This window comes from Dactylosporangium sucinum (genome assembly GCF_014647515.1).
Classification (GTDB): domain Bacteria; phylum Actinomycetota; class Actinomycetes; order Mycobacteriales; family Micromonosporaceae; genus Dactylosporangium; species Dactylosporangium sucinum.
The window spans coordinates 1-8881 of the sequence record NZ_BMPI01000119.1; the positions used below are offsets into that span (position 1 = coordinate 1).

Here is an 8881-nt window from a genome sequence, read left to right on the forward strand (position 1 = left end):
GGGTCCCGGCCGGCTCGTACAGCCTGGTCCTGAAGATCCGCAACCCCCTCGAAGCGGTGACCCCGGACGTGCTGCGCGCCCGCCCGGCCGCCAGCCGGCTCACCGACTGGGTCATCGACCAGTGGCGCCCGCGGCTGCCGCTGTCGTTCGCCAACGCCAACCAGGGCGCCGACGGCTGGGTGGACCTGGGCACCATGACGACCACGGGCACGTGTTCGGGTGACTGCGTGGCGCCGACGGTACCGTCGAATCCCACCGTGACCGGGGTGACGAACACGACCGTGTCGCTGTCCTGGACCGCGTCGACGGACAACGTGGGCGTCACCGGCTACCAGGTGTGGCGGGACGGGGTCCTCGCCGGCACGCCGACGGGCGCGACGTTCACCGACACCGGCCGCGCACCGGGCCAGACCTACCGGTACACGGTCCGCGCGGTCGACGCCGCCGGCAACGTGTCCGGCCCGTCGGCCGAGGTGGAGGCCAGGACGACCGGATGTTCGGGCGACTGCACCGCGCCGAGCACGCCGGTGCTCTCGTCCTCCGGCAAGACGGACACGACGGTGACGCTGTCGTGGACGGGCGCCACGGACAACGTCGGCGTGACAGGGTACGAGGTGTTCCGCGGCTCGACGCTGGTGGGCAGCCCGACGGGCACCACGTTCACCGACACCGGCCGGACCGCGTCGACGGCGTACACGTACACGGTCAAGGCACGTGACGCCGCCGGGAACCGCTCGGCGGCCAGCAACGCGGTGACGGTCACCACCGACGCCGCACCGCAGCCACCGGCGGGCCTGGTGCTGGACGACTTCGACGGCACCCCGGCGTACCCGTCGGCGGCCCAGAACGACCTCGGCAGGTGGACCGGCGGCAACTGCTTCCTGGACGGCGGCGGCTCGGGCATCGTGACGGGCGGCGCGCTGAGCCTGCGCTACAACAACTGCGGCTGGTTCGGCTCCGACGTGGGCGTCGACCTCGGCACGCGCACGTACCTGGTGATCCGCGTCAAGGGTGCCGCGGGAGGCGAGCAGCAACACTTCAACCTGGGCCTGGGTGGCACGACGAAACTCTTCGCGGACTTCACCCTGGACGGCGGCGCCCACCCGGTGATCACGACGACCTACCAGGACATCCGCATCCCGATGGCCGCGAACGGCATCAACCGCAACTCCCCGTCCCAGCTGGCGATGGGCTTCTGGTTCGGCGGCAGCTCCACCATCACGATCGACCACATCTCCTTCGAGTAACCGAGCGCCGGTGGCCGGCGGAACCCTTGGACCCGCCGGCCACCGGAGCGGTCAGAGCCAGCGCACGCGTCCTCCGGCGATGAGGTTGTCGTCGTCCGCGGGCAGCTTGGCCGCGACGCTGGCCGGCGGGCGGCTGCCGTCGCGGGTGCGCCGCTGCCACGAGTCGGCCCGCATGACGAGCTCGCGGCCGTCGGGGGAAAGCGTGACCGCCCTGACCAGGGTGCGCGACTCCGGGGCGACCTGCTCCAGGGTGACGGACCGCTTCGCCAGGACCGGTGCAAGCGACCGCGAGGAGCTGGCCCGCTTCGGGTACGAGCCGTCGTTCGAGCGGCGGACCAGCCGGTTCGCGTCGTTCGCCGTGGCGTTCGCGTTCGTGTCGATCGCGACCGGAAGCTGGCCGAGGTGATCCTCGGCGTCTTCGCCGCGTACTCGCAGGACGCCCTCTTCACCCTGTTCGGCGCCGCCACCCTGCTGCCGGCCGTCATCTACGCTGCCACCGTCGCGCTCTACTGGCCAAGCGGAGGTCGCTGCCGGCCGGGAGCAGGTTCGATCTCGACCAACCCGACCGTCAACCCGACCACCAACCCGACCACCAACCCGGCCAGAAAAGTGCGGTCCTGACCCATGCACGTCCTCGCGATCGACCAGGGCACGTCCGGCACCAAGGCCATCGTCGAGAACGGAGGCGACCGGTGACCGAGCACGTGCGCGTGGCAGTCGTCGGCGGCGGACCCGCCGGGCTCACCGCGGCCGCCGCCCTGGCCCCGCGGGTGGACGCTCCGGTGCTCGTGCTGGAGCGCGAAACGGCGACGGGCGGGATCCCCCGCCACAGCGACCACCTCGGGTACGGGATGCGGGACCTGCACCGGTTCGTCACCGGCCCCGAGTACGGCCGGCGGCTCACCGCCCTGGCGTCCGCGGCCGGGGCGACGCTGGAGACCGAGGCCATGGTGACCGGCTGGGCGGATGACCGCACGCTCGAGGTCACCTCGCCACGTGGGCGCCGCACGGTGACCGCCGACGCCGTCGTCCTGGCGACGGGTGCCCGGGAGCGTCCGCGCCCCGCCCGGCTCATCCCGGGCGACCGGCCCGACGGCGTGTACACCACCGGGCAGCTGCAGAACCTCGTGCACCTGCACCACCGGGCGGTCGGCACCCGGGCGGTGGTCGTCGGCGCCGAGCTCGTGAGCTGGTCGGCCGTGCTCACGCTGCGCGAGGCGGGCTGCCGGACCGTGCTGATGACGAGCGAGTTCCCGCGGCCCGAGGCGTTCGCGGCGTTCCACCTGCCCGGCCGGCTCGCCCTGCGGGTGCCGGTCCGCACCCGGACCCGCGTGGTCGCCATCCACGGCCGGGGCCGGGTCACCGCGGTCGACGTCGAGGACCTGCGCACCGGCCGGCGCTCGCGGATCGCCTGCGACACCGTGATCACCACCGGCGACTGGATCCCCGACCACGAGCTGGCCCGGCTGGCCGGCCTCGCCCTCGACGGGGCCACGCTCGGCCCGCGCGTGGACACGGCCCTGGCGACGAGCCGGCCGGGGGTGTTCGCCGCCGGCAACCTCCTGCACCCGGTCGACACGGCCGACGTGGCCGCGCTCGACGGCCGGCACGTCGCCGCCGCGGTCCTGGCCCACCTGGCCGGCACCGCCGCGCCGGCCGGCCCGGAGCTCGGCCTCGTCGCCGACGCGCCGCTGCGGTGGGTGGCGCCGCAGGTGCTCCGCCCGGGCGGCCCGCCGCCGGCCCGCGGCCGGCTCCTGGCCTGGACGAGCGAGCTGCACCGCTTCCCGGTCGTGACCGCCCGGCAGCAGGGACGGCTCATCGGCTCGGCCCGCCTGGCCTGGCCGGCGGCGCCGGGCCGCGTCTTGCGGATCCCGTTCTCGGTGGTGCGAGCGGCCCGCCCGGCGGACGGCCCGGTGCACCTCGGCCTCGCCGCTTGACCCGCATGGTCATCATGGCGCGATGCAACTGAGCACACCACCGCCCTTGCCGAACATCGTCACCGCGGATCCGGCCGAGGCCGTCCGACTGCTGCGCGCACGGTCCGCGCAGCTGCTGCTGGAGCAGCGGTGGGAGGAGGCGCTCGCCGACGCCGAGCAGGCCCTGCGGCTGCAGCGGCTGCTGGTGAACGCCGATCCGCTCCGGCAGCTGCCGGTCCTCGTCGAGGTGCTCAACGGCGTCTCGGCCGTGCTGGCCGGCCTCGGGCGCGCCGAGGAGGCGGTGGCGGCGAGCGAGGAGGCGGTCGGGCTGGGCCGCCGGCTCGTGCACGGTGATCCGGGACGGTACCGCTGGTGGCTGGCCTCGTCGCTGCACGAGCTCGGCCTGCGACTGGCCGACCAGGGCCGGCCCGCCGACGCGTTGACGCCGGCCATGGAGGCGCTGGACCTGTTCCAGGACGACCTGGCGGCGGGGGCGACCGGAGCGGCGCCGTTCGTCGCCGACGCGTTCGAGAGCATCAGCGCGCGGCTCGTCGCGCTGGGCATGCCCGCCGAGGCCGAGGCGACGCTCGCCCAGGCCGTGCAGTGGCGGCGCCACCTCGCCGGCCGCGACCCCGTGCAGCGGCGGCGGCTCGGCTACGCGCTGCACAACCTCGGCAACCTGCGGGGCGCGGACGAGCGGTGGGCGGAGGCCCTGGCCGCCTACGACGAGGCGTTGCCGATCTTCCGGACGCTCGCCGCCGACGCCCCCGACGAGTACCTGCCGAACGCCGCCCTCACCGCGAACAACCGCATCGCCTGCACGATGCGGCTGGCCGACTGGCCGCGGGCACTGCCCGCGATCGAGGACGCGATCGCGGTCGTCACCGAACTGCTGCGGCGCGGCGACAGCGGGCGGGTCGCCGAGGTGTGGCGCCTGCAGGACGCCAAGGCCACCGTCCTCGACCGCCTGAGCCGGACCGCCGAGGCCGCCGAGCTGCGCCGCGGGCTCCACGGCACCACCGGCTGAGCCGGCTGCCTCGCTTCCATGATCGAGGGAAGGATCTGGCTGGGACAGCCAAGTGTTTCCCTCGATCATGGACCTGCCGGACCCCGCCGCCCTGGCGCACCCGAGCCGCCTCTCCCGGTGATCCACTTGGTCCCGAGTCGGCGACGCATTGACATTGGTCGTTGCTTGCGCGGAAACTAACAGGAAACTTTCCTAAAGGAGGGAATGAGTGCACCCCATCAGGCGTCTCGCCGCCACTCTGCTCCTCGTCACCGCCGCGCTCGTCGCGGTGCCGGCGTCCGCCCACGCCGCACCCGCCGGGCTCACCGCCAGCTTCTCGGCGGCCAACTACGGCTCGTACTGGGTGGACAAGTACGTCGTCAGCAACCCCACCAGCGCAGCCGTCACCGGATGGACCCTCGAGTTCGACGTGCCGGCCGGGCTGACCGTCGGCACCGGCTACCACGGCACCGTCACCCGCACCGGCAACCACGTCACCGTCGTCAACGCCCACTACAACGGCACCGTGCCGGCGGGCGGCAGCACCGAACCGTACAGCTTCTGGTTCATCGCCACCGGCACCAACGCCGAACCGCTGAACTGCCGCATCAACGGCAACAAGTGCGACGGCAGCGCCGACCGCGCCCCGAACGCGCCCACCGGACTCGCCGTCGCCGGGCGCACCACCCGCACCGTCTCGCTGCGCTGGACGGCGGCCGTCCCGACCGACTTCCCGATCGCCTCGTACGACGTCTACCAGGGCGGGACGGTCAAGGCGTCGGTCACGTCCCCGCAGGCGACGATCAGCGGGCTCACGCCGAACACGCAGTACACCTTCACCGTGAAGGCGAAGGACACGCGCGGGAACGTCTCGTCGGACAGCGCGCCGGTCACCGCGTCGACGCTGAACCCGGCCGACGACACGGTGGCGCCGCCCGCGCCCGGCAACCTGCGGTCGACCGGCCGCACCGCCACGACCGTGACCCTCGCGTGGAACGCGGTCAGTGACCCGAGCGGCATCTCCGCATACGAGGTGTACCGCGGGAGCACCCTCGCAGCCACGGTGACGTCCTTGAATGCGACCGTCACCGGGCTGACACCGCTCACTTCGTACAGTTTCACCGTCCGGGCGCGCGACGGGTATGACAACAGCTCCCCGCCGAGCACCGCGGTGACGGTCACGACCGACGACGCCGTCGGCAGTGGCAGCTATGCGAAGGTGGGGTATTTCGTCCAGTGGGGCATCTACGGCCGGCAGTATTTCGTGAAGAACCTCGACACGTCCGGCGCGGCGGCGAAGCTGACGCACCTCAACTACGCGTTCGCCAACCTCGACCCGGTCAACCTCACCTGCCTGCAGGGCGTCACCCGCGGCACGACGCAGAACCCGCAGGACCCCGACCAGGGCACCGGCGCCGGCGACGCGGACGCCGACTACGGGCGGCCGTTCAGCGCCGCCCAGTCGGTCGACGGGGTCGCCGACACCGGCTGGGAAACGCTGCGCGGCAACTACAACCAGCTGCGCAAGCTCAAGGCCAAGTATCCGAACCTGAAGGTGCTCATCTCGATCGGTGGCTGGACGTATTCGAAGTTCTTCTCCGACGCCGCGGCCACCCCGGCGTCGCGGGAGAAGTTCGTCCGGTCCTGCATCGACATGTACATCAAGGGCAACCTCCCGGTGGCCGGCGGGGCCGGCGGCCCGGGCGCGGCGGCCGGCATCTTCGACGGCATCGACCTCGACTGGGAGTGGCCGGGCGCCGAGGGCCACCCCGGCAACCACTGGGGCCCGCAGGACAAGGCCAACAACACCGCCCTGCTCGCCGAGTTCCGCCGGCAGCTCGACGAGCTCGGCGCGCCGCAGGGCAAGCGCTACCTGCTGACGGCGTTCACGCCCGCCGACCCGGCGAAGATCGCCGCCGGCTGGGACATCACCCGCGCCGACGGCACGCCGAGCGTGTTCGACTCGCTCGACTTCGCCAACGTGCAGGGGTATGACTTCCACGGCGCCGGCAGCGACAACTCGTGGGAGCCCGGCCGCACCGGCCACCAGGGCAACCTCTACGCCGACGCCCAGGACCCGTATTCGTTCACGTTCAGCGTCGAGCGCGCCGTCGACACCTACACGCAGGCCGGCGTCAACCCGCGCCAGCTCACGGTCGGCTTCGCCTTCTACGGCCGCGGCTGGCAGGGCGTCGCGGCCGGCGGCGTCAACGGCGAGTGGCAGACCGCGACCGGCGCGGCTCCGGGCCAGTTCGCCGAGGAGGCCGGCACGCGCGGCTACAGCAACCTCCTGGCCATGGTGCCGGGCTGCACGGTGTACCACGACACCCAGTCGGTCTCCACGTACTGCTACACCGGCCCGGGCGGCCAGTGGTGGACGTACGACGACGCCTGGTCGATCGAGCGCAAGACGGCCTGGCTGAAGCAGCGCGGCCTGCTGGGCGGCATGATCTGGGAGATGTCCGGCGACACCACGTCGGGCACCCTGATGACCGCCCTGAACACCGGCCTGTAGGTGCACACCCCCGGCCGCGGTCCGCACGGATCGCGGCCGGGATCCTCGGCCCGAGCCGCCGAGCGGCCGGGCAGGTGGACGGTGACCGAGACAACGTCGTGCGGCGTCGCGCGCGGAACATCGACCGCGACGAGATACGTTGGTGCGGGCAGAGACGGCCGCCGAAGAGAGGGACGCGGATGCGGGTGCTGCTGGTCGCGCCGCCTGGTGCGGGCAAGGGGACACAGGGCGCGTTGATCGCCAGCCACTTCAAGATTCCGCACATCGCCATCGGCGACCTGCTGCGCGACAACGTCGCTAAGGGCACGGAGCTGGGCCGGAAGGTGCAGGGGTATCTCGACCGGGGCGACCTGGTCCCCGACGAGATCGTCATGGGACTGCTGCGCGAGCGCCTCGCGGCGGCGAAGGCGAACGGCACCGGATACGTCCTCGACGGCATCCCGCGCACGCTCGACCAGGCGAAGGCGGCATACGTGGCCGCCAAGGAGATCAACATGACGGTCAACGTCGCGCTGCATCTCCAGGCCGACGACGAGGAGGTCACCCGGCGGCTGCTGGCGCGGGCCCGGCGGGACCACCGCTCCGACGACACGGCGGAGGTCATCCGCCAGCGCCTCGCGCTGTACCGCACGGCGACCCTGCCGGTGCTGGAGTGGTATGCCCAGCGCGGCGTGCTCGTGTCGGTCGACGCGATGCGCCCGGCCGACCAGGTCGGCCGGGAGATCCTGGCCGCGCTCGAGGCGATGGCGCCGCTGGTCGACCTGGTGCCGGAGGACCGGCGCCGCTCGGTGGACCTGACCGACCTCGGCGAGTGGCTCGACCAGTACCACAACGGCAAGTCGTAGTTCATCCGGCCGCAGCGTCACGGCCGCACAAAGGGCGCGCTGCTGCCGGAGCGTGGCGGGCGACATGAAGCCGCGTGACGTCTGGCGGGACCCCCAGCGGCGGCGCCGCACCGGCGCCGGCGTGGTCGCGGCGACCCTGGTGGCGGCCGGCGGGCTGAGCGCCTGCGCGCAGCCGCCCCGCGAGTTCGGCCTGCCGGAGCGGCCGCCCGCGTCCGCGGACCCGATCGAGAGCGGCCCGGCCGGCCCGATCCCGTCACCGGCGCCGTCCCCGAACGGAACCACGAGCCATCCGGGCAGCCCGGCTCATCCAGGCAACCCGGGTCAGCCCGGCAATCCGACCAACCCGGGAAACCCGGGAAACCCGATCCAGACCACCGCGCCGACCAACCCCGGCGACCCGGGCTGGCCCGGCGACCCGGGCGACCCGATCATCGTGCCCGGCGACCTGGACCCCACGACCACCAACCCGCCGCCGCCGACCACCGGGAACCCGCCGCCGACGACGACGGCACCGCCGACGATCCCCCCGACAGTCCCGCCGACAGTCCAGCCGACGGTCCCGCCGGCCACCGTCCCGCCGACGTACACCGTCCCGGGCTTCCCGGCCGCGCACAACACCGGCTACCCGCAGGGCCTGCCGGGCGACGCCCGCGCGAAGGTGACGCTCACGCCGTACACCGGCCCGATGACCATCACCGTCGACGGCACCGTCATCGACGGCAAGGACATCGTCGGCCACCTGGAGATCCGGGCGCGCAACGTGACGATCCGCAACAGCCGCATCCGGGTCGCCAACGTGCAGGCGGTGACCGTGACCGACGACTGGGCGAACCTGCGCATCGAGGACACCGAGATCGACGGCCAGGGCAAGGACGCCTCCACCGGCGGCATCGCCCTCATCGGCCGCACGGGCTTCACCCTCCTGCGGGTCAACGCCCACGGCTCCGGCGACATCCTGCGCATCGACGGCCGCGGCACCGTCCAGGACTCCTGGCTGCACGACCCCAACGGCGTCGGTTCCGCCCAGCACAACGACGTCATCCAGTCGACCAATGCGACCTACGTGCGCATCCTGCACAACCGGCTGGAGAACCAGCACACCCAGACCTCGTGCATCCTGCTCAAGGCCGACATCGGCCCGATCAGCGACGTCGTGGTCGACAGCAACCTGATGAACGGCGGCGGCTACTCGTTCTACTGGTACGACGCCAACTACAAGATCACCAACGGCAAGGTCACGAACAACAAGTTCATGCGCTCCTCCGGCGGCGGCTTCTGGCCCAAGGGCGGCTACTACGGCACCCAGGCCTTCAACGCCGCCACCCTGCCGCAGTGGAGCAACAACACCTGGA

The 8881-nt window shown here is 72.7% G+C and carries 8 protein-coding genes and 1 pseudogene; 8 read left to right on the forward strand and 1 reads right to left on the reverse strand.

What is annotated here, in order from left to right; genetic code table 11:
• Window positions 1-1247: fibronectin type III domain-containing protein (locus tag IEZ31_RS53765; protein ID WP_373294868.1), on the forward strand; the 1247-nt coding region annotated here is incomplete at its 5' end.
• Window positions 1248-1298: 51 nt separating this feature from the next.
• Here IEZ31_RS53765 and IEZ31_RS58785 read toward each other — a convergent pair.
• Window positions 1299-1421, reverse strand: a complete 123-nt coding sequence (locus IEZ31_RS58785; protein ID WP_268241777.1) for a hypothetical protein — start codon at window positions 1419-1421, stop codon at window positions 1299-1301.
• Here IEZ31_RS58785 and IEZ31_RS53770 point away from each other — a divergent pair.
• The 7 genes and pseudogenes from IEZ31_RS53770 to IEZ31_RS53800 all read left to right on the forward strand — a co-directional run.
• A complete protein-coding gene (locus IEZ31_RS53770; RefSeq protein ID WP_190257948.1) occupies window positions 1420-1653 on the forward strand; it encodes a hypothetical protein in 234 nt (77 codons plus the stop codon). The two genes, IEZ31_RS58785 and IEZ31_RS53770, sit on opposite strands and share 2 nt — an antisense overlap.
• Window positions 1650-1868 carry a hypothetical protein gene (locus tag IEZ31_RS53775; RefSeq protein WP_190257932.1) on the forward strand — a complete coding sequence of 73 codons (219 nt, stop codon included), beginning with the start codon at window positions 1650-1652 and terminating at the stop codon, window positions 1866-1868. Before IEZ31_RS53770 ends, IEZ31_RS53775 begins: the two co-directional genes overlap by 4 nt.
• 71 nt (window positions 1869-1939) lie before the next feature.
• Complete coding sequence (locus IEZ31_RS53780) at window positions 1940-3184, forward strand: NAD(P)/FAD-dependent oxidoreductase (protein ID WP_190257933.1); 1245 nt, start codon at window positions 1940-1942, stop codon at window positions 3182-3184.
• A 22-nt stretch (window positions 3185-3206) separates the two neighbouring features.
• Window positions 3207-4190 (forward strand): tetratricopeptide repeat protein, encoded by a 984-nt coding sequence (locus tag IEZ31_RS53785; RefSeq protein WP_190257934.1) that lies wholly within the window; start codon window positions 3207-3209, stop codon window positions 4188-4190.
• Window positions 4191-4398: 208 nt separating this feature from the next.
• The gene (locus tag IEZ31_RS53790) at window positions 4399-6684 is read left to right on the forward strand and encodes a glycosyl hydrolase family 18 protein (RefSeq protein ID WP_190257935.1); all 2286 of its coding nucleotides are present in this window, start codon (window positions 4399-4401) and stop codon (window positions 6682-6684) included.
• Between the two features lie 179 nt (window positions 6685-6863).
• Window positions 6864-7529 carry an adenylate kinase gene (locus IEZ31_RS53795; RefSeq protein ID WP_190257936.1) on the forward strand — a complete coding sequence of 222 codons (666 nt, stop codon included), beginning with the start codon at window positions 6864-6866 and terminating at the stop codon, window positions 7527-7529.
• Window positions 7530-7593: 64 nt separating this feature from the next.
• Window positions 7594-8881, forward strand: a pseudogene (locus IEZ31_RS53800) (collagen-like protein); the annotation flags it as partial.